At 74.4% G+C, this 24537-nt stretch carries 21 protein-coding genes and 1 tRNA gene; 8 read left to right on the top strand and 14 right to left on the bottom strand.

Going from position 1 to position 24537, the window contains the following annotated elements; genetic code table 11:
* The first annotated feature begins 166 nt into the window (after positions 1-166).
* On the top strand, positions 167-898 hold the full coding sequence (locus tag ACH4ZX_RS08585; RefSeq protein ID WP_398269547.1) for a decarboxylase: 732 nt from the start codon (positions 167-169) through the stop codon (positions 896-898).
* Between the two features lie 100 nt (positions 899-998).
* Positions 999-2102 carry an LLM class flavin-dependent oxidoreductase gene (locus ACH4ZX_RS08580; RefSeq protein ID WP_398269544.1) on the top strand — a complete coding sequence of 368 codons (1104 nt, stop codon included), beginning with the start codon at positions 999-1001 and terminating at the stop codon, positions 2100-2102.
* Here the strand turns inward: ACH4ZX_RS08580 and ACH4ZX_RS08575 are convergent.
* Positions 2081-3937, bottom strand: a complete 1857-nt coding sequence (locus ACH4ZX_RS08575) for a putative bifunctional diguanylate cyclase/phosphodiesterase (protein WP_398269540.1) — start codon at positions 3935-3937, stop codon at positions 2081-2083. The two genes, ACH4ZX_RS08580 and ACH4ZX_RS08575, sit on opposite strands and share 22 nt — an antisense overlap.
* 313 nt (positions 3938-4250) lie before the next feature.
* Here ACH4ZX_RS08575 and ACH4ZX_RS08570 point away from each other — a divergent pair, with 313 nt between their 5' ends.
* On the top strand, positions 4251-5513 hold the full coding sequence (locus ACH4ZX_RS08570) for a M6 family metalloprotease domain-containing protein (protein WP_398269537.1): 1263 nt from the start codon (positions 4251-4253) through the stop codon (positions 5511-5513).
* A gap of 140 nt (positions 5514-5653) precedes the next feature.
* Here ACH4ZX_RS08570 and ACH4ZX_RS08565 read toward each other — a convergent pair.
* The 7 genes from ACH4ZX_RS08565 to ACH4ZX_RS08535 all read right to left on the bottom strand — a co-directional run bounded on the left by ACH4ZX_RS08565 (position 5654) and on the right by ACH4ZX_RS08535 (position 12179).
* Positions 5654-5727 (bottom strand) — tRNA-Lys (locus ACH4ZX_RS08565).
* Positions 5718-6308, bottom strand: a complete 591-nt coding sequence (locus ACH4ZX_RS08560) for a bifunctional DNA primase/polymerase (RefSeq protein WP_398269534.1) — start codon at positions 6306-6308, stop codon at positions 5718-5720. Before ACH4ZX_RS08560 ends, ACH4ZX_RS08565 begins: the two co-directional genes overlap by 10 nt.
* A 115-nt stretch (positions 6309-6423) precedes the next feature.
* Positions 6424-6798 (bottom strand): hypothetical protein, encoded by a 375-nt coding sequence (locus ACH4ZX_RS08555; protein ID WP_324784041.1) that lies wholly within the window; start codon positions 6796-6798, stop codon positions 6424-6426.
* 154 nt (positions 6799-6952) lie between these two features.
* Positions 6953-8287 carry an AAA domain-containing protein gene (locus ACH4ZX_RS08550; protein ID WP_398269531.1) on the bottom strand — a complete coding sequence of 445 codons (1335 nt, stop codon included), beginning with the start codon at positions 8285-8287 and terminating at the stop codon, positions 6953-6955.
* Positions 8284-9876, bottom strand: a complete 1593-nt coding sequence (locus ACH4ZX_RS08545) for a hypothetical protein (RefSeq protein ID WP_398269528.1) — start codon at positions 9874-9876, stop codon at positions 8284-8286. The genes ACH4ZX_RS08550 and ACH4ZX_RS08545 overlap by 4 nt, the downstream gene beginning before the upstream one ends.
* Before the next feature lie 202 nt (positions 9877-10078).
* A complete protein-coding gene (locus tag ACH4ZX_RS08540; RefSeq protein ID WP_398269526.1) occupies positions 10079-11344 on the bottom strand; it encodes a hypothetical protein in 1266 nt (421 codons plus the stop codon).
* Entirely contained in the window at positions 11241-12179 is a 939-nt protein-coding gene (locus ACH4ZX_RS08535; RefSeq protein ID WP_398269524.1) for a phosphatase PAP2 family protein, read from the bottom strand. The genes ACH4ZX_RS08540 and ACH4ZX_RS08535 overlap by 104 nt, the downstream gene beginning before the upstream one ends.
* A 190-nt stretch (positions 12180-12369) precedes the next feature.
* Between ACH4ZX_RS08535 and ACH4ZX_RS08530 the strand changes: the two genes are divergently transcribed.
* Entirely contained in the window at positions 12370-12966 is a 597-nt protein-coding gene (locus ACH4ZX_RS08530; protein ID WP_398269522.1) for a histidine phosphatase family protein, read from the top strand.
* 652 nt (positions 12967-13618) lie between these two features.
* On the opposite strand, the gene ACH4ZX_RS08525 is transcribed toward ACH4ZX_RS08530, so the two are convergent.
* Positions 13619-15073 carry a tetratricopeptide repeat protein gene (locus tag ACH4ZX_RS08525; protein WP_398269519.1) on the bottom strand — a complete coding sequence of 485 codons (1455 nt, stop codon included), beginning with the start codon at positions 15071-15073 and terminating at the stop codon, positions 13619-13621.
* Positions 15074-15370: 297 nt separating this feature from the next.
* Here ACH4ZX_RS08525 and ACH4ZX_RS08520 point away from each other — a divergent pair, with 297 nt between their 5' ends.
* Together ACH4ZX_RS08520 and ACH4ZX_RS08515 are read left to right on the top strand one after the other, a co-directional pair.
* Positions 15371-15826 carry a hypothetical protein gene (locus ACH4ZX_RS08520; RefSeq protein WP_398269517.1) on the top strand — a complete coding sequence of 152 codons (456 nt, stop codon included), beginning with the start codon at positions 15371-15373 and terminating at the stop codon, positions 15824-15826.
* 48 nt (positions 15827-15874) lie between these two features.
* Positions 15875-16741: a spermidine synthase gene (locus ACH4ZX_RS08515; protein WP_398269514.1), complete on the top strand. Its 867-nt coding sequence runs from the start codon at positions 15875-15877 to the stop codon at positions 16739-16741.
* A 94-nt stretch (positions 16742-16835) separates the two neighbouring features.
* Here the strand turns inward: ACH4ZX_RS08515 and ACH4ZX_RS08510 are convergent, their stop codons facing one another.
* Entirely contained in the window at positions 16836-17357 is a 522-nt protein-coding gene (locus ACH4ZX_RS08510; RefSeq protein WP_398269511.1) for a hypothetical protein, read from the bottom strand.
* Positions 17358-17455: 98 nt separating this feature from the next.
* Here ACH4ZX_RS08510 and ACH4ZX_RS08505 point away from each other — a divergent pair, with 98 nt between their 5' ends.
* A complete protein-coding gene (locus ACH4ZX_RS08505; RefSeq protein WP_398269508.1) occupies positions 17456-18169 on the top strand; it encodes a response regulator transcription factor in 714 nt (237 codons plus the stop codon).
* On the top strand, positions 18166-19548 hold the full coding sequence (locus tag ACH4ZX_RS08500; RefSeq protein ID WP_398269505.1) for a sensor histidine kinase: 1383 nt from the start codon (positions 18166-18168) through the stop codon (positions 19546-19548). The genes ACH4ZX_RS08505 and ACH4ZX_RS08500 overlap by 4 nt, the downstream gene beginning before the upstream one ends.
* 147 nt (positions 19549-19695) lie before the next feature.
* On the opposite strand, the gene ACH4ZX_RS08495 is transcribed toward ACH4ZX_RS08500, so the two are convergent.
* The 4 genes from ACH4ZX_RS08495 to ACH4ZX_RS08480 form a co-directional block, all read right to left on the bottom strand.
* Entirely contained in the window at positions 19696-21132 is a 1437-nt protein-coding gene (locus ACH4ZX_RS08495; RefSeq protein ID WP_398269502.1) for a GH1 family beta-glucosidase, read from the bottom strand.
* A 102-nt stretch (positions 21133-21234) separates the two neighbouring features.
* The gene (locus ACH4ZX_RS08490; RefSeq protein WP_398269499.1) at positions 21235-22140 is read right to left on the bottom strand and encodes a carbohydrate ABC transporter permease; all 906 of its coding nucleotides are present in this window, start codon (positions 22138-22140) and stop codon (positions 21235-21237) included.
* Positions 22130-23164 carry a carbohydrate ABC transporter permease gene (locus tag ACH4ZX_RS08485; protein ID WP_398269496.1) on the bottom strand — a complete coding sequence of 345 codons (1035 nt, stop codon included), beginning with the start codon at positions 23162-23164 and terminating at the stop codon, positions 22130-22132. Before ACH4ZX_RS08485 ends, ACH4ZX_RS08490 begins: the two co-directional genes overlap by 11 nt.
* Positions 23161-24474, bottom strand: coding sequence for an ABC transporter substrate-binding protein (locus ACH4ZX_RS08480; RefSeq protein ID WP_398269493.1), 1314 nt, complete (start codon positions 24472-24474; stop codon positions 23161-23163). Before ACH4ZX_RS08480 ends, ACH4ZX_RS08485 begins: the two co-directional genes overlap by 4 nt.
* Between the last annotated feature and the right edge of the window lie 63 nt (positions 24475-24537).

The raw sequence follows: 24537 nt of genomic DNA, 5'->3' as shown, positions 1-24537 counted from the left end.
TGAGAGCGATACCGGTCTCCCGTGCGCACCGCACGGTCGGCTGGGTACCCGGGTGTGGGGCACGGGTGCGGGGTACGCGTGTGGGCCGTGCCGGCGCGCCGCTCGATCCGGCGGTCGCGCCCGGGCCCGTGCCCCCGGCCGACGTAGACCAGCAGGAAGGCTCGCAATGACCGCTCTCGGATTCCTCTACCCGGGCCACAGCGCCGAGGACGACTATCCGCGCATCGAGCAGCTGATCGGCAGCGACATCAGGCTGGACGTCGTCCACATCCCGATCGGCGAGGACGCGCACCGGATGGACGCCCTGCGGGAGATCGCCTCGCCGGAGCGGCTCGCGGCGGGCGTCGAGGAACTGCGCATGGCGGGCGCGGAGTCGGTGGTGTGGGCCTGCACCAGCGGCAGCTTCCTGGGCGGCTGGGAGGGCGCCCACGAGCAGGTGCGCGCCCTCGCCCTCGCGGCCGGCATGCCCGCCTCCTCGACGTCCTTCGCCTTCGTGCACGCGGTGCGGGAGATCAAGGCGGCGCGGGTGGCGGTGGGCGCGCCGTACCCCGACGACGTGGCGGCACTCTTCGCGGACTTCCTGCGGGCGGGCGGTACGGAGGTGGTGGCCGTACGGGGCTCCGGGGCCGCCACGGCGGCGGAGGCCGGCGCGTGGGGAGAGGCGGAGGTGCTGGCGCTGGCGCGGCAGGCGGACACCCCGGACGCGGACGCGGTCCTGCTCCCGGACAACGCCCTGCACACGGCGGCCCACATCCCGGCCCTGGAGCGGGAACTGGGCAAGCCGGTGCTGACCGCCAACCAGGTCACGGTGTGGGAGGGCCTGCGACTCGCGGACCGCCGGGTGAACGCCCCGACCCTGGGCGCCCTGTTCACCCGCGAACCGATCGTCCAGGTCTGACCCGCCCCAGGCGGGGGTGCCGGGGGTGGGAATAGGCGGGGGGGCGTCTTCTGTTCTGGGCGGACGGACAGCGTACGGCCGGCGACAGGAGGCACCCACGGTGGCAGCGGACGACAGGACAGGCGACGGGATCCGCGGCGTCGCACAGGGCACCGCCCCCGTCCCCCTGTCCGTGCTGGACCTGGTCACCGTGGGCTCCGGCCGGACGGCCGGTGACGCCCTGCGCACCAGCGTCGCCCTGTCCCGCCTCGCGGAGTCCCGCGGCTTCCACCGCTACTGGGTCGCCGAGCACCACTCCATGCCCGGCGTCGCCTCCTCGTCCCCCGCCGTGATCCTGGCCCACCTCGCCGCCCACACCGGCCGCATCCGCCTCGGCTCGGGCGGCGTCATGCTGCCCAACCACGCCCCGCTGGTCATCGCGGAGCAGTTCGGCACGCTGGAGGCCCTCGCCCCGGGCCGCGTCGACCTCGGCCTCGGCCGCGCCCCCGGCACGGACGGCGCCACCGCCGCGGCCCTGCGCCGCACGGACCGGCCGGGCGAAGGCGCCGACGACTTCCCCGAGCAGCTCGTCGAGCTCATCCGCTTCCTCGACGACGACTTCCCCGACGGGCACCCGTACCGCCGTATCCACGCCGTGCCCGGCCCGGTCCAGGCGACCTCGCCCGGTGGCGTCCAGTCGCCGCACCGCCCGCCGGTCTGGCTGCTCGGCTCCTCCGGGTTCAGCGCCCGCCTGGCCGGCGCCCTCGGCCTGCCGTTCGCCTTCGCCCACCACTTCTCGGCGCAGAACACCGTCCCGGCCCTCGACCTGTACCGGGAGTCCTTCCGGCCGAGCGAGGTCCTCGACGCGCCCTACGCCCTCATCGGCGTCGCCGCGCTGGCGACCGACGACGAGAAGGAGGCCCGCCGCCAGGTCCTGGCCGCCGGGCTGAACATGGTCCGGCTGCGCACCGGGCGGCCCGGTCTGTTCCCCAGCCCGGAAGAGGCGGAGGCGCACCTGTTCAGCCCGCTGGAGCGGGAGTTCGTCGACTCCTGGGGCGCCAACGTCGTCCACGGCACGGCGCAGGAGGTGCGCGACGGTCTCGACGCGCTGCACAAGCGCACTGGCGCCGACGAGCTGATGCTCACCACGCCCGCCCACACCGGCGAGTTGCGCCTGCGCAGCTACGAACTCGTCGCCGACGCCTACGGGTTGCCGACCACCTGATCCGCTCCGCGCGTCCGGGAGCCCATCAGCTCGGCGATGCGCTCGGGCGGCACCGGCCGCGAGTACAGCCATCCCTGGCCGGTGTCGCACCCGATGTCGCGCAGCCGGGCGGCCTGCGCCGGCGTCTCCACGCACTCGGCGGTGACGGTGAGGCCGAGCCGGTGGGCGAGCTGGATCATCGCCTCGACGACGACCTCGTCGGCCGGGTTGGGCGCGGCCTCCGCGTTCTCGTACTGGAAGCCCCGGACGAAGGAGCCGTCCAGTTTCAGCGCCGACACGGGCAGGCGGCTGAGATAGGCGAGGTTGGAGTAGCCCGTGCCGAAGTCGTCGATCGCGATGCGCACGCCCATGTCGCTGAGCGCCTGCAGGGTCTGCAGCGGGCGGCCCGCCGAGCCCATCACCGCCGACTCCGTCAGCTCCAGCTGCAGCAGCCGCGGCGCGAGGCCGGTCTCCTCCAGGGTCTCGGCGACTTCCGCGACCAGGTCGGAGTCCCACACCTGGCGGACCGCCACGTTGACGCTCACGAACAGCGGCGGCTCGTCCGGGTTGTCCAGCTGCCAGCGGCGCGCCTGCCGGCAGGCCGTGCGCAGCACCCACCGCCCGAGCGGCACGATCGAGCCGTCCTCCTCCGCCAGGCCGATGAACCGATTCGGCGTCAGCATGCCGAACTGCGGGTGGTTCCAGCGCACCAGCGCCTCGACGCCGTGCAGCCGTCCGTCCTCCATGCCGACCAACGGCTGGTACTCGAGGGCGAACTCGCCGCGCTCGACGGCCGGGCGCAGGGTGGACGCGAGGGCCTGCCGGGTCATGCGGTGGGCGTTGCGCTCGGGGTCGAACAGCGTCCAGCGGGCCTTGCCGTCGGCCTTCGCCCAGTACAGCGTCGTGTCGGCGGCCTGCATCAGCGCGGTCGGGCTGGTCCCGGCGGCCAGACGTTCGACGACGCCGATCGAGGCCGACACCGACAGCCGCCGGCCGGCGATGTCGAAGGGGGCCTGCACGGCGTCCAGGAGGGACTCGGCGAGGTCGGCGAGCTGTTCGGTGCCGGTCGAGTCCCGCACCAGCAGGGCGAACTCGTCACCGCCGAGTCTGGCCACCAGCGGGGCGGCGGCCCTGCCGTACCCCGCCTCGTCGGCGCAGCGCGTGAGGCGTTCGGCGACGGCGGCCAGCAGGCGGTCGCCGACCCGGTGGCCGAGCGTGTCGTTGATGGCCTTGAACCCGTCCAGGTCGAGGTAGCACAGCCCGATCCGGCCGGTGCCGCCCTCCTCGTACGACTCCGCATCCAGTGCGGCGGTCAGGCGTTCGAAGAACAGGGTGCGGTTGGGCAGCCGGGTCACCGGGTCGTGCATCTGCAAGTGCCGCACTTTGGCCTGAAGTTCGCGATGGGCGCTGATGTCGGCGACGGACATCAGGACGGCGTCGTCGACGGCCGGCAGGGGCGCGACGGTGACCTGCGCCCAGAGGGACCGCCCGTCGGGCTGCTTCAGGCGCCGGGTGCAGCGCAGCCGGGCCTCCCGGCCGCGCAGCACCTCGAGGTAGGCGTGCCAGGCGCGGGCGTCGGAGGCGAGGTCGACCAGGTCGGCGGCGATGCGTCCGGCGAGCCGGTCCGGGGGGCTGCCGAACAGGGCGCCGAAGCCGTCGTTGGCGCTGACCACCAGGCCATCGCGGTCGACGACGGCCATCGCGAGGGGGGCCGCCGCGAAGACCGACCGGTACGTCGGCGGCCCGGTACGCGTCGTCGGCGGCTCGGTACGGGGAGATGCGTGGATGTCACTCTCGGTCACGGCGGACCGGTCGAGGTCTGCCGCGGGCGTCGGCCCTTCGGACGTTCCGCTCACCGCTCGCTCCCGCAGTGCACTCGATCTCTGTCCGTGCAGGAAAGTGTGCCGATCATAGAGGCTGGCCCGAGGTCCATCCAGCCATCGTCCAGTGTCCCGGACGGAGCGGCACTTCTGACAGATCGTTTCTGCCCGTACCTGGACGGGTCTCTTCAGGCCTCCGACCAGTTGTGACGTTCCGTGAGCGACTCGGGGTGTCGGCTCCGGAGAACTTTCCGATGACTCACCCGTCCGGTGCAGACAAACAGGGCGTAGTACGACAATCTCCAACAGGCTGGGTGCGGTGTCCCGTGAACCGCTCCCGGAGGTCCCCGTGCCGCGTCCGTTCCGACGGCCCCGACTGCGCAGCACCGCCGCCGTGTGCACCACCCTCTCCGCGCTCGCCGCGACCTCCCTGGTGAGCGGGACCTCGCCCACCGGACCGGACCGCGCGGCGGCCTGCGCCCTGCGGCGCACCGGCGCGCACCACTCGGAGGGCCTGGACACCTGGAACGCCGCCTACCCGCGCCCGACCCGGCGACTGGACGCGGCGATGGTCTTCCTGTCCTTCCCGGACGCGGTCCCGCGCACCACCCCCGCCGAGCTGACCGCCGACCACTTCCCGGCCACCAGCCGCTTCTTCGAACGGTCTTCCTACGGCAGGTTCACGCTGCGCCCGCACCCGCTCGGCCACTGGATCCGGATGCCGCGGCCGTCCACGGCGTACGCCGTGCGGCGTGACTGGAACCCCGGCCGGCGCTCCGCCTACCTGCGGGACGCGGTCGCCGCCGCCGACCCCGAGGTCGATTTCTCCCGCTACGACGTCGTCTACTTCGTCGCCGACCCGGACGCGCCCGGCGTGGACTCGGACGCGACGAAGGTCGTCAACCTGGACACTCCGCTGCGGGCCGACGGCCGCGACATCCGCCGCGTCGTCACGGTGTTCGAGCGGCATCCGCCGGACCGGCTCGTCCTGGCCCACGAGACCGGGCACGTCTTCGACCTGCCGGACCTCTACCAGCGGCCCGTCGACGGCAAGGGCGACTGGGACACGTACGTCGGCGACTGGGACCTGATGGGCAGCCAGTTCGGTCTGGCGCCGGACCTGTTCGCCTGGCACAAGTGGAAGCTGGGCTGGCTGGATCCGAGGCAGGTGGTGTGCGCGCGGAGTCTGGGCACGACCCGGGTGACGCTGGAGCCGCTCGGCGCGGGGCCGGCCACCCCGATGACGGGGGCGGCGGGGGTGCCGGTCTTCGGGCTCGGGCACGGCACGAAGCTCGCGGTCGTGCGGACCGGCCCGGACAGCGTGCTCGCCTTCGAGGCGCGCGGCCCGGTCGGCAACGACGCATCGGCCTGCCGGGCGGGCATCCTCGTCTACCGGGTGCGCAGCGGCGCCGCGTCCGGCGGCGGGCCCGTCCGGGTGATCGACGCGCACCCGCACACCGCGGCGTGCTGGGAGGGCTCCGTCTACCCGCCCCTCGCGGACGCCCCGGTCGGCCTCGGCGAGAGCTTCACGGTGCCGGGGGAGGGCGTGCGCGTGGAGGCGGAGTCGCGGACGGCTTCGGGGGCGTGGACGGTGAAGATCACGGCGGGGTAGCCACCCCGCACGCCTGCCGCACGCCTGCCGTGCGGGCCGACCGTGCGGCAGCTCGTGCCGCCCGCACGTGCGGCCGGCTGCCGGCCTGGTCGTGGACATGCAAGAAGCCCCTCGCTGTCCGCGAGGGGCTTCCCGTGTCGTGCGCCGCCAGGGACTCGAACCCCGGACCCGCTGATTAAGAGTCAGCTGCTCTAACCAACTGAGCTAGCGGCGCCTGCTGACGTCGTAGACCTTAGCACCCTGGTCGGCGGGAGGAAAAATCGATATCCGCACGGCCGCCCGGGCCGCCCGGACGGCCGCCCACAGCAGCATCTGCGCCCCCGGCAGCCAGGGGCGGAGGGCGTCCGGGGCGACCAGCCAGCGGGACGTCGGCGAGGTGGCGCCGCCCAGCGGGCCGGGCACGGTCACCGCGTCGCCCGGGCCGTGGCACAGCAGCGGCGGGATCGCGCCCGAGCGCCCGTACTCCTCCTCCCACCGCACCAGCGACGGCAGCCGCTGCGCGGTGCCCGGCGCGGCGAACAGCAGCATCCGGCCGCGGAACAACGCCACCGGCCCCGAGCCCGGCCCCTCGTCCCACAGCCGGTCGACCAGTCGGCGCCCGAACAGCGTGGGGGCGCTGACCACGTCGAAGACCGAGCCGCAGGGCAGCACGGCCGGGGCCTGGGGCCGCTCCCGCCAGCAGGCGAGCGTGCCGCGCGGACGCGTTCCCGCCGAGGCCAGCCAGGCGGCTCCGTCCGCGGTCGCCCCGCGGGCGTCGTGGAGGTCGGGAAACGGTTCGCGGCGTGAGCTGCTCATGCCGCCCAGATCTACCGGCTGTGAGCAATCCGTTCCGTACGGTTGCCGAAAACCGGGACAGGCGGGTACGGGAGCGGGTATCTTGCCCGCCTGGCATATGCCGCCGAACGCGCGGCTACGCTCCCTGCACCGGGTCCGCGTGCCCCCGCCCCTCGGCCCCGCTCATCAGGTCCCGCCCGAACTCGACCATCTTCTTGGCGTAGTCCTCGGTCCACTCGGCGCGCTCCGCGATGTCCGCCGGGGTCAGCCGGTCGAACCGCCGCGGGTCCGCCAGCTGCGCGGCCGCCATCGCCTGGAACTCCACCGCCCGGTCCGCCGCCGCGCGGAACGCCTGCGTCAGCTCCGTCGCGCGGTCCAGCAGGGCCCGCGGGTCGTCGATCGACTCCAGGTCGAAGAAGTGCTCCGGGTCGGCGGCCGCCGCCGCGGGCTCGAAGAGCAGGGGCGCGGGGCGTAGCCGCGGCTCGTTCCGACGCGGCGTGGGCTCCGCCATGTCTTCTCCTCCTCGTACGTCACGATCGACCCGCCGGTACGTGGGCCACCGTCCATTGTCCCGCGCCCGCGCAAGAGGGCCGGAACCTCCGGCCGCTGCCGACTTCCCGGGGGCCGGGGATGTTCCCGGGCCGCCCGGACGACGGGGCCGGCGGTCACGGCCGGACCGGGACGCGGTGCTCCGACAGGCGGGCCAGGACCGCGTGGTTGGCCTCCCAGCCGTCCGGGAACTTCACGAGCGTGCCCAGCTGGACCGGTTCCGTCGAGGGGTAGTCGTCCAGCAGGTCGCTCACGCCCGCGCGGCACACCACGATGCAGGCGTGCCGGTGCCGGGAGGCCAGCACGCACAGGCGGCCCGTCTCCAGGTGGAAGGCGGTGGCGTCGGGGCGGCCGGAGAGCGGGTGCAGGACCACCGTGACGTCGTACTCGCGGCCCTGGAGGCGGTTGGCGGTGTCGACCGTGACGTCCGCGACGCCCAGTTCGGCCAGCGCCGAGCGGACGGCCGCCGCCTGGTCGCGGTGGGCCGTGCCGACGGCGATCCGGCCGGCCGTCAGGGGAGCCGGGACCTCGGAGCGCTCGGACACCGCCGCGCCGCCGCGGTCCAGCAGCCGCCGGACGACCGCCGCCACCGCCCGCACCGCCTCCGGGTCGGTGCGGGGCGTGTGCCGGGCCGGCAGCTCCAGCAGTCCCCAGCCCGACTCGGCCGCCTCGTCGATCACCCGGTCGGGGCCGGAACCGTCGGACGGGACGGCGAAGGCCAGCCGCCGGTCGCCGTGGCCGGTGCCGCTGCGGAACGGGGTGTAGGGGTAGAAGGCGTCCGAGACCAGGGGCGCGGCCGACGCCGGCAGCCGCCAGGAGACCGGGAGGCGGTGCTGCGGCAGCCCGGGATTGTGGGCGAGCAGGGTCGTCACCGCGGAGGCCGACGGGTCGTACGACAGCCCCGCCCACTGCTCGCCGCCCACGATCGAGAACGGGTCCAGCTGGCCCGGGTCGCCCACGAACAGCGCCCGCTCGAACAGGCCGGCCACCGCGAGCAGCGCGTCCGACCGCATCTGGTACGCCTCGTCGACGATCGCGTGCCGCCACGGCTCGTCGACCTTGACGTGCGCCCACTTCGCGGCGGTGGAGACGACGACGGCGAGCCCCGCGAGATCGGCGGCCTTCGCCGACTTGCGCACGTTCGGCAGGTCGTCGAGCGCCTTGTCGTACGGGTCGGCGTCGCTGCTGTGCAGGCGGCCGACCGGCAGCTCGGGGTCCTTCTCCGCGAGCCTGAGCACCAGGTCGTCGACCTGGGCGTTGGTCTGCGCGACCACCATCAGCGGGCGCCCGGCGCCGGCCAGTTCCAGCGCGGCCCGCACCACGAGCGTGGACTTGCCGGCGCCGGGCGGGGAGTCCACGACCACGCCCCGGTCGGCGCCGTGCAGCGTGTCGTGCAGGATCGCCTCGGTGGCCGCGGCCGCCGCGGCGCCGGGGTCGAAGACGGCGGTCACAGGACGTCCTCCTCGGTCGTCGGGTCGGCCGGCTCGGGGACGGCCTCGCCGGGCGGCCCGCCGTGCGTCCACGGCGTCCGCTCGGGGTCGGGCAGCTTCGGGCCGCCCCGCTGCTCGTGCTCGAACAGGGTGAAGCAGACCAGGTCGCCCTTCTCCGGCAGCGAACCGGCCTCGGGCTCCTTGCCGCGGCCCATCTTGTCGAGGATCCGCAGCACCAGCAGGCCGTCGTCCTCCCGCCCGGCGAACTCCGCCGCCTGCGGCCTGCCGCCCAGCGAGCGGTACACCTTCACGCGCTCGCCCAGCTGCGGCCGGTCGTCCGTGCGGACGGTGACCAGCGGCCGGGGGCTGGGCCGCTTGCCCTCGCTGTACGCCATCACGACGTCCGTGACCTCACCGGCGAACGCCTCCCCGGCCAGCCGGCGCCCGGCCATCACCAGCGGATCGTCGAGGGCCTCCTGCGCCTCCAGGCGGGCCTGCTCGCGCTCACGCGCGGCCAGCTTGTTCGCGGCGGTCACCGCGTCGTCCCGGCGCGGCTGCGGCGGCTCGCCCGCGGCGACCCGGTCGCGGTGGCCGGTGAACGACCAGCGGTCCCGCGTCCACCGCTCCTCGACGTGCGCCCCCTCGGGCAGCGTGCGCAGCAGGGCGAGGCCGTCCCACACCCGCTCCCAGGTGGGCCGGGTGACGCTCTCGATCAGGGCGCCGATCTCCCGCTCGGCGGCGGTGAGCTCGGCGAGCCGGTCGTCCGCCTGCAGGCCGTCCTCGGCGGCGGCGAGAGCGGTGCGCGCGCGGTCGTAGCGCTCGACGGCCGGGGCGAGCAGCTTGTTGTCGAACGCCGGGTCGGTCGCCGGGCCGGCCGGAGGGCACCGCAACTGGCCGCGCGCGTCCCGCGCCAGCTCGGCGTGCAGGGCGGCCTCGGCGCCGGTCGCACCCTCCCGGGGAGGGGCGATCCAGGCCAGCAGCGCGCCGAGGTGCTGGTCCTCCAGGGTGGACTGGCCGGTGGCCCAGTGCCTGCCCAGGACGTCGGTCATCGCCAGCAGCAGCGAGGAGCCCGGCATACGGGCCCGCTCCGCGTAGTGGGTCAGCCACCGCCCGAGCAGCGGCACCCGCGGCGGCGCGGGGTACGGGGTCTCCGGGTCCTGCTCCGCGGTGCGCCGGAACCGCATGGAGCGCCCGAGCAGCCGTACGAAGTCGATGCCCGCGCGGCTGGGCACGATCAACTGCGGGGCGTCGGAGCACAGTTCGACCTCGACCTTGACCCGCTTGCCGGTCTCCGGGTCGGTGTCGGTGCGCTCGGCCGCCTCCACCTGGCCGGCGTGGTCCTCGATGTACGGCAGGATCACGTCCGCCAGTTCGGCGAGGAAGGCGAACCTGAGGTCCCGGTCGCGCGGCTGCGCCACCACCAGCAGGCGCGGCGCGTCCCGGTCGGTGCCGACGAGCGCGCCGAGCGGGGCGCCGGCCTCACCGGCGGTGGTGAGCGGCACGAGGACCAGGGGCCGCTCGGACAGGTGCCGGTGCCGGACGGTGGCGGCGGGCTGGGCGCGCCCGGAGCGGACGGCCTCCAGCCGGGCGAGCGTGGTGATCAGCGACACGGGGCGGCCTCCGGGCGGGGGGCGGCCGGCGCGGCGACGTGATCCGGGTGGGCCCGGTGGGCCCGGTGGGCCGGGTGGGTTTGGTGGGAGCGGGCCGGTGCGGCGGGGTGGTGCGGGCGGTGGGTCGCGCGGGGGTGCGCCGGTGCGGCGGGGCGGTGTGGGCGGCCGGTGGTGCGCCTGGGGCCCGTGGCGGGTACGGCGGTCATCGGGCCGCACCTCCCGCGGTCACGGCCCCCAGCGCATCGGCCCGCAGAGCCTCGTCCCCCAGGGGCTCTGCCCTCAGCGCATCGCCCCTCAGCGCATCGCCCCCCAGCGCCTCTGCCCGCAGCCGTGCCGCCCGGCGCAGCGCCGCGACGGCCGGATCATCCGGGTCCCCGGCCTCCGCGCGGGCCGCCGCCAGGACCTCCTCGACCGTGCGGAGGCCGCCCAGTTCGGCGCGGACCGGGCGGCCGAGGGAGGTCACCGAGCCGGCCGCGCGGGAGCGGTCGCGGCAGTGGAAGGCCAGCTCGCAGGAGGACAGGCACTCCGGCGCGTACGTCGCCGGCACCGACTCCACCGCCGCCGTCAGCTCGGCGGCGGGCAGCTCGGGGGAGAAGCAGGTGCCCTCGGGCAGCGCGTCGGCGATGTCCTGCACGCGGGTGAGGCGGGCGAGCTGCCGACGGGTGACCGCGTGCTGCTTGCGGACGTCGACGGCGGAGGCGGTGGGCAGGTTGGAGAAGTCCTTGGGGCACACCAGGAGGATCCGGTGCCGCACCTCGGGCGCCGGGTCGAGGCGGGCGGCCACCTCCTCCAGGGCCAGCACGTACACCGCCGCCTGCCGGGCCGCCGCGCCCACCTTCGCCGGGTCGGCGGAGCCGTCCAGCATCGGGAAGGACTTGATCTCCACGACCGTCCAGCTGCCGTCGGGGTGCACCACCACCGCGTCCGGCTCCAGGAACGCGGGGGAGCCGGCCACGTCGAGCGCGAGCATCGGATGGTCGAACAGGGTCCAGTCGCCCGGGGCCGCGGCGGCCTCGCGCAGCGCCAGCGCCGTACGGGCGGCTCGGCCCTCGGGGCCGGTGGCGGCCAGGTCGGGCACGCGCGCGTCGACGGGCGGCTCGGCGGTCCGGTCCAGCTTCTCGCGCACCAGCCGCAGCAGCTCCGCGCCGCCGTCCGCCTTGACCTTCGCCTCGAACGCGTTGCCCCGCACGAACGCGAACTGGGACTGCCCGAAAACCGACGGCGAGCCCAGCGCGCCCGCCAGCGCCGCCTTGTTCACCCCGGCGCCGTCGAGGATCGCGCGCCGTCTGCAGCCCGGGTTGGCGGCGAGGGCGGCCAGGGCGCGGGCGTCCAGCGCCTTGGCCGGTACGCCGGGCCCCCGCAGCTCAGCGAGCCGCTGCCGGAGCGCCTTCGCCCGCGTCCGTGGAAGAGGCGTCCGGCCCGGCTCCGGCTCCGGTCCGGGACTCGCGCTGACGTGGAATTCGCTCACCCGCGGAAGTCTGGCATCCGGCACTGACAATCGGGGAACCAGAGGCGCCGGAGAGCCGTGCGGCGAACGGGACACGGGCCCGGAGCACGTCCGCGCGGCGCATCACGTACGGCGCCAGCAGCAGGCCCACGCCCATCACGAAGGCGCCCGCGACCGCGTCGAGGAAGTAGTGGTTGGCGGTGCCCATGACCACGATCGTGGTCAGCAGCGGGTAGGCGATCCCGGCGGCCCGCGCGGCGGGCGTACTGCCGTGGCGCCACAGCATCACCCCGCACCACAGCGACCAGCCCACGTGCAGGCTGGGCATCGCCGCGTACTGGTTCGTCATGCCGCCGAGGCCCTTGGGGGCGCTGGCGGCGCCGCCCCACCAGCCGTAGGAGCTGTACTGGGCCATCGTGTCGACGAAGCCGTGGCCCGCCGACAGCAGGCGGGGCGGGCAGGTCGGCAGCAGCGTGAAGCCGATCAGTCCGATGAAGGTGGACGTCATCAGCCAGGTGCGGGCCGTCCGGTAGTGCTGGGCGCGCGAGCGGAACAGCCAGATCAGCACCGCGGGCGTGACCAGGTAGTGCAGCGACGCGTACCAGAAGTCGGCCGGCACGCCGAGCCACGCCTCGCGCGTGAACAGGCGGTTGAGCGGGTGCTCGGCGTTGATGTGCAGGACCTTCTCGATCTGCAGGATCGACAGGCCGTGGTCGACGGCGCCCGCGGTGTCGCCGCGGGCGAGCAGCCGGCCGGCGGAGTAGCAGGCGTAGACGAGCAGGATCAGCGGCAGCTCCGTCCACCAGCGCAGGCGGGTGCGGGCCGCCTCCGTGCCCGGTATCTCGGTCTGCGGCATCCGATCGCCTCCCCCTTCGCTCTGGCGCGCGTGCCCGTTGATCGGGACGTGTCACTTTACGGCGTCGTACGGCATCCCGGGGGAGCCCCCGGACCTCAAAGACGCCGGCGTCGCCCGCCGGGTTGCCCCTGAGCGGCGTAGGCGATGATGGATGCCTTCCCCCTCGGACCCATCCGGAAAGGCCCCTTCCATGGCACCGCGCATCCTGCTGGCCCGGCACGGACAGACCGAGTGGTCGATGTCCGGCAAGCACACCGGCAGGACCGACGTACCGCTGCTGGAGGAGGGCCGGCGCGGCGCCGAGCTGCTCGGCGAGCGGCTGCGGCGCGCCCCCTTCGCGGGGCTGCCCGACGTCGAGGTCCGCACCAGCCCGCTGGCACGCGCGCGTGAGACCTGCCGGCTCGCCGGGTTCGGCGAGCGGGCGCGGACCTGGGACACGCTCGTGGAGTGGGACTACGGCGCGTACGAGGGCATGACCCCGGGCGAGATCCAGGCCCTCCGGCCGGGCTGGCTGATCTGGCGCGACGGCGTGCCGGAGGGTGAGAGCCTGGCCGAGGTGACCGCCCGGGCGGACGAGGTGGTGGCCTGGGCGCGGGCCGAGGACCGCGACGTGCTCGTGTTCGCGCACGGGCACATCCTGCGGACCATCGGCGCCCGCTGGCTGGGCCTGCCGCTCGACTTCGCCGCCCGCATCAGGCTCAGCCCCGCCTCCCTGTCGGTCCTCGGCTGGGCCTACGGCGAGCCCGCCATAGAAAGCTGGAACGACTCCGGCCACCTGACGCCGTAGCCCCGGCCCCGCAGGCGCGACCACTTGGCTCACGCCGCCGCCCGCGCCTCCCCGCGGTCGCCCGCGTCCGCGCACCGCTCGCGCCCTGCTCGGACGGCTCGGCGCCGCCCTCCCGGCCCCGGCCCGCCCGTGGGCTCGTGGCCGACGTCGTCGGGGCGGTCGTGGGCGGCGGGTTCCGCGCCTGGGCTACCGGTGCCTTCCCGGGGTCACCCGCTGTCGCGTGGCGCTCGCGGCGCCTCCGGACTGCCCGGCGGCTTCCGGCCCTGGCCCGTCGCCACGTGGCCGACGTCCTCGGCGCGGTCGCGGACGGCTTCCCGCCCGGAGGGTCCGCGTGCCGCCCGCGCTTCGCCGGGGTTGCCCGCGTCGGCGCAGCGCTCGCAGCTGCCTCGGCCTGCCCGGCGCCCTCCCGGCGCCGGGTCCGCCCGTGGGTTCGTGACCGAAGTCGTCGGCGCGGGCGCCGGCGGCCTCCCCGCGCGGTCTGCCCGTGTGCCGCGCGTGCCTCCCGGGGTGGCCCGCGCGGCACCGCTCGGGCAGCCTCCTCCCGGCCCCGGGTCCGCCCGTCGCCTTGCGGCCGGCGTTCTCCGCGCCGTCGCGGCCGGCCGGCCCCCGCGCCCGCGGCTTCCGGCGCGTCCGTCGTCGCGGTCGTGGGGGGTCAGGTGGGGCGGGGGGAGGCGGCGTGGCGGTCCAGGAAGGGGGAGACTCCCGAGGCCCGCCGGTGGGGCAGCAGCACCCGGGCCGTGCCCGCCAGCATGGTCTGCACGCGCGACGACTGGACCTGGCCCAGCAGGTCCAGCACCCGCATGCCCGCCGCCGCGGCCTCGTCCGGGCGGCCGCCGCGCGCGAGGTCGTCCGCCAGTTCCGCGGTGTACAGCGCGATGTTGCGGGTGAAGTGCGGGTCCTGCAGGTGCGCGGCCCGGCGCGCGTGCCGCGCCGCGCGCGGCCAGTCGCCCAGCGCCGACCAGCACTGCGCCTCCAGCCCCTGCAGCTCGGCCTCCCCGTAGAAGCTCATCCACTCGGGGTCGGCGTCCGAGGGGCCGCGGTCGTGGAGGGCCTGCGCGCGGGCGAGGGCCTGTTCGCAGCCGGTGCGGTCGGCCAGCCCCGCCCAGCCGCCGGCCTCCCGCAGCGCCAGCAGCGACATCAGCCGGTGCGAGCCCAGGGAACGGGCGACGCGCTGCGCGGCCTGCGCCGCCCGCACCGCCTCGCGCGGCCGGCCGGCGTCGCGCGCGAGGAACGCCATGTTGCAGAAGGCGTGTGCCTCCAGGGCGTCGTCACCGGTCATCCGGGCGGTCGCGAGCGCCTCCGCGTAGTGCGAGCGGGCGTCGTCGAAGCGCCCCGAGTCGTGCGCCAGCCAGCCCACCGAGATGGCCAGTTCGCCCGCGCCCGAGTGGAGCCGGTCGGCGGTCGCCTGCCGGGTCGCGCCGGCGTCCAGCAGCGCGTACGCGGCGCGCAACGGGGCAGCCGCGCGCCGGTAGAGGCCGTCGGCGCCGTGCCGGTCGTCGAGCAGCCGGATCCGGCGCACGGCTTCCTCCAGGGCGCCCGCGTCGCTCGCCCCCGGGCGCCGGACGGGCCGCTCCGCGGCCGCGGCGTCCAGGGCGAGCCCCAGGGGGCCCACCAGCGAGGCGGCGGCCACCGTGGCACCCCCGCCGGTCATGAATCCGCGCCGCAGCACGTCGCTCTCCTCGTGATTCTCGTGGTGCTCGGGTGTGTGTTTCCGGTCCTGCGTGTCATACGGCCCGAAGGCGCTCCTCGTCTCATCCGCGGCGGGCGCCGGGGCCGCCGGCCGCGCGAGGGGCGCGTCCTCGGCGGTGCGCGCCCCTCGCCCGCGTACGGACGAACGCGGCACGAACCCCAGGTCGGCGAGCGTGCGGCCGGGGAACATGTGCAGGAACACCCGCTCGTAGGCGTAGTTCGGGCACCGGATCTCACCCGCCTCGACCCGGCCGATGTAGCGCGCGTCGCAGCTCACCCGTTCACCGATCTCGCGGGCCGCCCGCCGCACCGCCGCGGCGAACTCGGCCGGCGAGCGCCGCCCGCGCAACCGCCGGAAGACGAGGTTCGGCCGTGGCCGCCCCGCGGGTGCGGACGCTGACCCCTTCGACGACGCCATGGCCGGGTCCTTCCTCGCGAACCGTCGAACCATGCCGGACCCGTGGTGAGCCGACCCCGTGCCGGGGCCGTCCCCCTGTTTCCGGCGGGGAAGAAGGTACTCGCTGTACCGGACCCGCCACGCAGGGTTTGGCGGCAAACCGGACGTCTCCCCCACGATCTGCCATGAACTGCCATCCCTTACGGCGGACTTCCGCCGTAGCCGTTGACGCCCTGGCGCGTTGAACCCCGTGGGCCGGGAGCCGCCCGACTCCCGGGCCGCCCGCTCGTTGGAAGGAGTTCCGTGGTGGAGGCCGGGATGGAGACCAGGCAGAGCACCGGACCGCGGACGGCGCGGACGCCGCGCCCGCCGCTGACGACCGCGGGGCGCCCGCCGGCCCCGGAGCGCGGCGGCCCGCCATCGGCCGCCCCCGGCTGCGACGTGGTGACGGTTCCGGCGCGGCAGGGACTGGAGGCGGTCGACATCCTGCGGCGCGGCGCGTGCGACGCGGTCGGGCCGGTGCTGCACGACGACTGCGGCGACACGCTCGGCTTCGTGGTGCCGCCCGGCACGGCCGCCGCGTGGGACGTCCCGGGCAGCACCTGCACCGAGACCGACGCGCGGGGCCTGAGCCGGGACCCCGGGCCGCCGGTGGAGGGGGCGGACTGGCTGCTGCCGCCCGGCGAGGCGGACCTCGCCACCGACCCGGCCGTACTGCGCCGGGCGCTGGGAGAGGCGGCCCGCATGATCGAGGCCGCCGACAACTGCCACTGACCCGGGCCCCGAGGGCGGCGCCGTCGGCCGGTTGCGACAATGGCCGCCATGGGAAAGCCCAGGAACGCCCGGCGCGGGAGCGGTGCCGCACACGTCGTCGAGGCCGTCGACGGCGGGCTCGCCGAACTCGTACCCGACCGGGACCGGGCGCGCGCCTGGACGCTGCTGATCGACGGCGCGCCGCAGTCGCACGTCGACCTCGACGACCCGGGCCATCTCGCCTTCGAGTACCAGCGCCGGTTCGGGCACGTCGTCGACCTCGCCGCGCCGGCCGGGAAGCCCGTCCACGCCGTGCACCTGGGCGGCGGGGCACTCACCCTCGCCCGCTACGTCGCCGCCACCCGCCCCCGCTCCACCCAGCAGGTCGTCGAACGCGACGCGGCACTGGTCCAACTGGTGCGCTGCGAGCTGCCGTTGGACCCGAACGCACGGATACGGGTGCGCTGCGCCGACGCCCGCGAGGGCCTGCGCAAGGTGCCCGACGGCTGGGCCGACCTGATCGTCGCCGACGTCTTCAGCGGGGCCCGCACGCCCGCCCACCTGACCTCCACCGAGTTCCTCGACGAGGTCCGCCGGGCACTGCGGCCGGGTGGCCTGTACGCCGCGAACCTCGCCGACGGACCGCCGCTCGCCCACCTGCGCGGCCAGATCGCCACCGCCGCCGCCCGCTTCCCCGAACTCGCCCTGGTCGCCGACCCGACGGTGCTGCGCGGCAAGCGGTTCGGCAACGCCGTCCTCGTCGCCTCCGACGCCCCGCTGCCGGTCGCCGAGCTGACCCGGAAGGCGGCGGGGGACCCGCACCCCGGCCGGGTCGAACACGGCCGCGCGCTGCGCGACTTCACCGGCGGGGCGGCCGCCGTCACGGACGAGGCCGCGGTCGCCTCACCGGCACCGCCGCCCTCGGCGTTCCGCTGACGCCCGGTGCTCCGCTGACCCGGACCGGCTCAGCAGACGGCCCCACCGGCCCAGCAGGTGACCTGAGCCGGCCCAGCAGGTGACCTGACCCCGCTCAGTAGGTGCCGATGTCCACGCGCGGCGGGCCGTCGTGCCAGGTGCAGAACACCGACACCCGGTCCGCGCCGGAGGCGAACTCCACCCGGATCCACGACTCCGTCTTCCACACCTGCATCGACCACCCCGCACCCGGCGTCGCCGACACCAGCGTCGCGGACGTCTCGCCGAGGTCGAACACCGCACGGCCGCCGTCGGTGTCGTAGCTCTGGACCCGGCCGGTGGCGGACGCGGACGGGCCGGGGCGCGTCGCCGGGGTCCGCGACGACGACGGCGTCGGCGTGGACGTCGGGGCCGCGGACCGCCGGTGCGAGGGGCTCGCCGGCGGGGACGGCCGCCACGTCGACGACGCCCGCGGCTCCGCCTCCCGCGCGGTCGCGCCCGCCGCCGTGACGGGCAGGGCGCGCGGCGGGTCGTAGGCCGTGCCCGCCAGCACGGTGTGGACGCCGAACCACGACAGCGTCACCGCCGCGCCGGTGGCGAGCAACCACGCCAGTACGTGTACGAGTCCTCTGCGCATCGTCGGCCATACTGCCCCACCAGCCCCGGGAGTCGCACGCGGCGGGAGTTGTCCACAGGCCCCGGTGAGGTGCGCCCGCATGGCGTACGGTGCCGCGCATGGCAAGTGTGCTCGTGGTCGAGGACGACCAGTTCGTGCGCTCGGCGCTGATCCGGCACCTGACCGACGCCGCCCACACGGTGCGCAGTGTCGGCACGGCGCTGGAGGCGCTGCGCGAGGTCGCCCATGTCCGGTTCGACGTCGTCGTCCTGGACCTCGGTCTGCCCGACCTGGACGGGTCCGAGGCCCTGAAGATGCTGCGCGGCATCACCGACGTGCCCGTGATCATCGCCACCGCCCGCGACGACGAGACGGAGATCGTCCGGCTGCTCAACGCGGGCGCGGACGACTACCTGACCAAGCCGTTCTCCGCCGAGCACCTGTCCGCGCGGATGGCGGCCGTCCTCAGACGGTCCCGCCCGGCCGCCGGCGAGGCCCCGCACTCCAGCGTCCTGCGGGTCGGCGGCCTGACCGTCGACCCGCTGCGCCGCCGGGCCGAACTGGACGGCGTCCGACTCGGCCTCACCCGCCGCGAGTTCGACCTGCTCGCCTTCCTGGCCGGCCGCCCCGGCGTCGTCGTCCCCCGCAAGGAACTGCTCGCCGAGGTGTGGCGGCAGTCCTACGGCGACGACCAGACCATCGACGTCCACCTGTCGTGGCTGCGCCGCAAGCTGGGCGAGACCGCCGCGCACCCCCGCTACCTGCACACCCTGCGCGGCGTCGGCGTGAAACTGGAGCCGCCCGCCGACCGGCCCCCGGCGCAGCCGCGATGAGGTGGGCACTGGTCAAGGTCTGCCTCGCGGTCACCGCCATGGTCGTGGTCGCCTTCGCGGTGCCGCTCGGGCTGGTCGTCCGGGAGATGGCCCGCGACCGCGCCTTCTCAGGCGCCGAGCGGGAGGCCGCCGCCCTCGCCCCGGCGCTGTCCATCACCACCGAACGCGGCCAGCTGGAGAAGGTCGTCGCCTCCGCCGGCTCGGACGCCGGAATGGCCGTGCACATACCGCCGGCCGACGGCAGGGCGGCCGTCGACCTCGGCCGGCAGCGCGCCGCCGACGAGGACATCGCGACCGTGCGGAAACTGGGCCGCGCCTCCACCACCGAGGTCCCCGGCGGCTCCACGCTGCTCCAGCCGGTCGCGCTGAGCTCCGGCACGATCGCCGTCGTCGAGGTCTACGTCCCCGAGTCCGAGGTCAGCAACGGCGTCGGCACGGCCTGGGCGGTGCTCGCCGCCGTCGGCGCCGCACTCGTCGTCGGCTCGGTCGCGGTCGCCGACCGGCTGGGCGTCCGCATGGTGCGGCCCGCCCAGCGCCTGGCCGAGGGCGCGCACGACCTGGGGGAGGGCAAGCTGGGCGCCCGCGTGCCGGAGGACGGACCGACCGAACTGCGGCTCGCGGCCGTGGCGTTCAACTCGATGGCCGACCAGGTCGTCCAACTCCTCGCCAACGAACGGGAGCTCGCCGCCGACCTGTCGCACCGGCTGCGCACCCCGCTGACCGTGCTGCGGCTGAACGCGGCCTCGCTCGGCGACGGGCCCGCCGCCGAGCAGACCCGCGCGGCCGTCGCCCAGCTGGAGCGCGAGGTCGACACCATCATCCGCACCGCCCGCGAGGCCAAGCCGCAGACCGCGGCCGCCGGTCCCGGCGCCGGATGCGACGCGGCCGAGGTGGTCCGGGAGCGGATGGCGTTCTGGTCGGCGCTCGCGGAGGACGAGGGCCGCAAGTGGCGGGTGGCCGGCGCCGGCCGGCCGGTGCGCATACCCGTGGCCCGCGCGGACCTCGCGGCCGCCCTGGACGCGCTGCTCGGCAACGTCTTCCGGCACACCCCGCAGGGCACCGCCTTCGCCGTCGACCTGCACAACGGCGAGGACGCGGTGATCGTGCTCGTGTCCGACGCCGGGCCGGGCATCGCCGACCCGGAGGCGGCCATGGCCCGCGGGCGCGGATCCGGCGCCGACGGCTCGACCGGCCTGGGCCTGGACATCGTGCGCCGCCTCGCCGAGTCCACCGGCGGCGACGTGCGGATCGGCTCATCGGTGCTGGGTGGCACCGAGGTGCGCGTCTGGATCCAGCTCGACGCACGGGAGCGCCCGCCCGCCCGCCGGGGCCACCGGGGAACCGTACGCCGCCGCGGGCGTCCCGCCCGCGTCCGCTGAACTCCCGGCCCCCCGGCCCCCGGCAGTGCGACGGCGGCGCCCGGCCCGGTGCCGACGCCGCCGCAGGAAAGTCCGGGGCGCGGCGCCCCCCACAGGCGCCGCGCCCCGCCCCCCGCTCCCGGGGCCCCCGCTCTCAGCGCACCGCGCTCAGGCGGCCTCCACCGGCGGCAGCGCGCCGGTGCGCGCCGCCTTGCCGTACCAGTGGGCGCTCGACTTCGGCGTGCGGGCCAGCGTCGCGTAGTCGACGTACACCGCGCCGAAGCGCTTGCCGTAGCCGTACGCCCACTCGAAGTTGTCCATCAGGGACCACAGGAAGTAGCCGCGTACGTCCGCGCCGTCGGTGATCGCCCGGCGCACCGCCGCCAGATGGCCGTGCAGGTAGGCGATCCGCTCCGGGTCGTGGACGCGGCCGTCCGAGTCGGGCTTGTCGTCGTAGGCCGCGCCGTTCTCCGTGATGTACAGCGGCAGGCCCGGCGCCTCCCGGGTGTAGCGCATGATCAGGTCGTGCAGACCCGTCGGGTCGATGGTCCAGCCCATCTCCGTGCGCTCGCCCGGCGTCTGGTGGAAGGCCACGTCGTCCGCGCCCGGCCAGGGCGAGTGGTCGCTCGCGCCGTGCCCGTCGGCCCGCGGCGCGCGCGCGTCCGCGTCCGTCGCGGACACCAGGGCCGGCGTGTAGTAGTTCAGGCCCAGCGCGTCCAGCGGCTGCTGGATCACGCGCAGGTCGCCGTCCAGGACGTACGACCAGTCGGTGACCGACGCGGTCGCCTCGAACAGGGTCTCGGGGTACGCGCCGTGCAGGATCGGACCGTGGAAGACGCCGTTGGCCAGGTCGTCGATCTTGCGGACCGCCGCCAGGTCGGCCGGGGTCTGCGACAGCGGCCGCACCACCGACGAGTTCAGGCTGATCGCGACCTGGTTGCGGGCCGGCATGACGGACCGCAGGGCGGTGGTGCCCAGCCCGTGCGCCAGGTTCAGGTGGTGCGCGGCCTTCAGCGAGGCCTCCGGCTCCGTACGGCCCGGCGCGTGCACACCCGAGCTGTAGCCCAGGAACGCACTGCACCACGGCTCGTTCAGGGTGATCCACTGCTCCACCCGGTCGCCCAGTGCCTCGCCGACGATCTGGGCGTACTCGGCGAACCGGAACGCGGTGTCCCGCTCCGGCCAGCCGCCCGCGTCCTCCAGCTCCTGCGGCAGGTCCCAGTGGTAGAGGGTGACGGCCGGCTTGATGCCGCGCTCCAGCAGCTCGTCCACCAGCCGCCGGTAGAAGTCCAGCCCCACCTGCACGGCCGGGCCCCGGCCGGTCGGCTGCACCCGCGACCAGGAGATCGAGAAACGGTAGGCGTTCAGGCCGAGGTCGGCCATCATCGCCACGTCCTCGCGGTAACGGTGGTAGTGGTCGACAGCGATGTCACCGTGCTCGCCGCCTGCCGTCTTGCCCGGCGTATGGCTGAAGGTGTCCCAGATCGAGGGCGTACGGCCGTCCTCCCGAGCCGCCCCCTCGATCTGGTACGCGGAGGTCGCGGCGCCCCAGAGGAAGGCGGGAGGAAAGGTCACCGGGGTCGCCGGCGTTGCGGGCTCAGGCATGGAAGCGCTCCCAAAATGGTCGTGGAGACCGAAGGGTCGAAGGAAGAAGAGGAGAGGGGGCCGGGGCGGCGCTGACCCGGCTCCCGAGAACTCGGCGGCGCGTCAGCCCTTGATCGCGCCCTGCATGATGCCGCCCACGATCTGCTTGCCGAACAGCAGGAAGGCGATGAGCAGCGGAAGCGTGCCGAGCAGGGCACCCGCCATGATCACCGCCTGGTCGGGGACGTACCCCGTACCCAGCGAGTTCAGGGCCACCTGCACGGTCGGGTTCTGCTGGTTCAGGGCGATGATCGGCCACAGGAAGTCGTTCCAGGCGAACACGAAGGTCAGCAGGCCCAGCACCGCCATCGCCGGCCGCGCCGCGGGGAAGACCACGTGCCACACGATCCGCAGGCTGCTCGCGCCGTCCACCCGCGCCGCCTCGATCAGCTCGCTCGGCAGCGCCTGGACCAGGTACTGCCGCATGAAGAACGTGCCGAAGGCGGTCACCAGCGTCGGCAGGATGACCGTCTGGAGCTGGTTCGACCAGCCGAGGTCCGACATCCACAGGTACAGCGGTACGACGGCCAGCTGCGGCGGGATCATCATGGTGCCGATCGTCAGCAGCAGCAGCACGCCGGAGAACTTGAACTTCAGCTTGGCGAAGGCGAACCCGGCGAGCGTGGAGAACAGCACGGTGCTGATGGTGATGGTGCCCGCCACCAGGGTGCTGTTGACCATCGCGGTGCCGAGTCCGGCCTCGTCCCACGCGGTCTGCAGGTTCTTGAACAGGTTCCCGCCGAACCACAGCGGCGGCGGCGTCTGCGCCAGCCGCTGGTCGGTGCGCGAGGCCGCGATCGCCGTCCACACCAGCGGGGCCAGCGAGACCAGCGCGAACACCGTCAGCACCACATAGGTGACCGGGCCGGCGTCCAGCTGCTTGCCCGCGCCCATCACCCGGGGCCGCCGGGACTTCCGGCCGCCGTCCTCCACCTTCGACTGAGGCAACGTCAGTTCACTAGCCGTCATGGGTCTTCCTCAGACGTCGGTTGATCAGCAGATTGACCGCGGCGATGATCAACAGGATCAGGAACATCGACCAGGCGATCGCGGACGCCTTGCCGAGGTTGCCGATGATCCAGCCCTGGTCGTACATGTACAGGCCGAGCGTCTGGTACTGGTGCTCGGAGCCGCCCTTGGAACCGCTCACCCCGCCGAACAGCAGCGGCTCACCGAACAGCTGCGTGGCGCCGATCGTGGAGACGACCACCGTGAACAGGATCGTCGGCCGCAGCATCGGGATCGTCACGTGACGGAACTGCTCCCAGCGGCTGGCGCCGTCGATGGCCGCCGACTCGTACAGGTCGGCCGGGATCGCCTGCATGGCCGCCAGGTAGATCAGCGCGTTGTAGCCGGTCCACCGCCAGATCACGATCGAGGACACCGCGAACTGCGAACCCCAGTCCGCCTCACGCCAGTTGACCGGATCGATACCGATGAAGCCCAGCAGCCAGTTCACCAGGCCGCCGTCCCACGAGTACAGCAGCGTGAACACCAGGGTCGCCGCCGCCACCGAGGTGGCGTACGGAGTGAGCATCACGACTCGCCACGCGGTCGAGCCGCGCAGCTTGTAGTTCAGCATGTGCGCCAGCGCGAGCGCCGCGAGCAACTGCGGCACGGTGGAGATCACGCCGATGGTGAGCGTGTTCTTCAGCGCGTTCCAGAAGAAGTCCGAGGACAGCAGGTTCTTGTAGTTGTCCAGACCGGCCCAGGTCTGCGTGTCGAGCGACGACAGCTGCACGTTGTGCAGCGAGTACCAGGCCGTGTACAGCAGCGGGACGAGCGAGAAGGCGCCGAAGATGACGAAGAAGGGGGCGATGAACGCGTACGGCGACGCCTTCATGTCCCAGCGGTACAGCCGGCTGCGCCAGGAGCCGGAGCCCCCGGACGGCGTACCACGACCGTGAGCGCCCCGGGCCGCGCCCGGCGTGATGCCGGGCGCGGCGTCGGCGCTCGTCGCGGGATGCGCGAGAGCCTGCTTGGAGCTGCTCACTGGCCGAGCACGTCCTTGATCTCGTTCTTCGCGGCGTCCCAGCCCTGCGAAGGCGACTTGCCCTTCTGCTCGACCTGGAGGATGCCGACGTCGGTGAGCGCGGTGTTGATCGGCTGGTCCTTGACGCCGAAGTACTGGACCGGGATGGTCTTCGCCGAGTCGGCGAAGATCTGGGTGATCGGCGCGTCGGAGAAGTACGAGGTGGTGTCGGCGGCCGGCTTGAGGCTCGCGTACGCCGACGGGGTCGACGGGAAGCTCGCCTGCTTGGCGAACACCTTCGCCTGCTGCTCGGGCGCGGTCAGCCACTTCGCCAGGGCGATGGCCTCCTTCTGGTGCTTGCCCGCCGTCGGCACGCCGACGAAGGAGCCGCCCCAGTTGGCCGCGGTCGGCGCCGCCGCCACGTCCCAGTTGCCCTTGCCGGAGTCACCCGACTTCTGCTCGATGTAGCCCATCATCCACGCCGGGCAGGCCACCGTCGCGAAGGTGCCGTTGGCGAAGCCCTGGTCCCACGGCTTGTCGAACTGCTTCAGCTTGGCCGACATGTTGCTGGTCGCCACGGTCATCGCGGCGTCCCAGGCCTTCTTCACGCCGTCGGACTTGTCCCAGATGACGTTGCCGTCCTTGTCGTAGTACCGCTCGCTGCCGCCGCCGAGCGCCGCGTTGTACACGGAGGAGGCGGAGTCGACGTACTTCGTGCCGCTCGGCGCCTTCTTCATGTACTGCTTGCCGAGGTCGACGTACTTCGCCCAGTCGCCCTTCCAGGAAGCGGCGAGCTTGGTGCGGTCGGTCTCCAGGCCGGCCTTCTTGAACAGGTCCTTGCGGTAGCAGATCGCCATCGGGCCGATGTCGGTGCCGAGGCCGATCAGCTTGCCGTCCTTGGTCGTGGCCTGGGCGTTCTTCCAGTCCAGCCACTGCGACTTGTCGACCTCCTTGCCGAGGTCCACGAACTTGTCGGCCTGCGTCTGCACGGCCTCGGTGATGTTGCCGACCTCGATCGCCTGGATGTCGTCCGTGCCGGAGCCGGCCTGCAGGCGGGTGAGCACCTTGGGCCAGTACACGTCGGTCCTGGTGGTGACGTTCTCCTTGATGGAGATGTTCGGGTGCAGCTTCATGTACTCGTCGTACAGGCCGGCCTGCTTGTAGCCGAAGACACCGAAGGTGCCTATCGTCAGGGTGGTCTTGCCCTTGGCGTCACCACCACTGTTCGAGCCCGACGAGTCGTCGTCCGAGTCATTGGCGCAGCCGGCCAGCAGGCCTGTGGTCAGCGCGGCGACGGCCGCGAAGGCCACCAGCCGGGTACTCGTACGCATGTGCGTCCTCCTGTTGCCTGACGTGCCGACCCCCCGGCCAACTGCACTGTTGGGCCCGTTTTT

Origin of the sequence: Streptomyces sp. NPDC020490 (assembly GCF_044335305.1) — a bacterium.
Lineage (GTDB): Bacteria > Actinomycetota > Actinomycetes > Streptomycetales > Streptomycetaceae > Streptomyces.
Note: the sequence above shows the minus strand (reverse complement) of the source record. Positions and strands in the feature narration are given on the sequence as shown.